Genomic DNA, 263 nt, shown 5'->3' on the forward strand with positions numbered 1-263 from the left:
GTTATATCTTTGTGCCATTAGCGGAGTTTTATTGCCAATCGTGGCTGATATGTTTCGTGGTCAGGGTAAACCGCAGTTGATGATGCTGTTGTTATTAGTCTCGGCTGTGTTCAATATACTGCTTGATTATCTATTTATCGCGCAATTTGGTTTGGGGGTTGCAGGTGAGGCATATGCGACAATCACAGCTCAATTCGGGGCTTTGGTTATTGCGCTTCAGCTCAAAAGAAAGCGTACTGACTTGCTTGCGATTAAGGTGTGTT

The 263-nt window shown here is 43.7% G+C and carries 1 pseudogene; it reads left to right on the plus strand.

From position 1 onward, the window contains the following. Positions 1-31: 31 nt before the first annotated feature. Positions 32-263: pseudogene (locus CWC11_RS22680) on the plus strand (MATE family efflux transporter); the annotation flags it as partial.

Origin of the sequence: Pseudoalteromonas sp. S3178, from assembly GCF_005886985.1 — a bacterium.
Lineage (GTDB): Bacteria > Pseudomonadota > Gammaproteobacteria > Enterobacterales > Alteromonadaceae > Pseudoalteromonas > Pseudoalteromonas carrageenovora.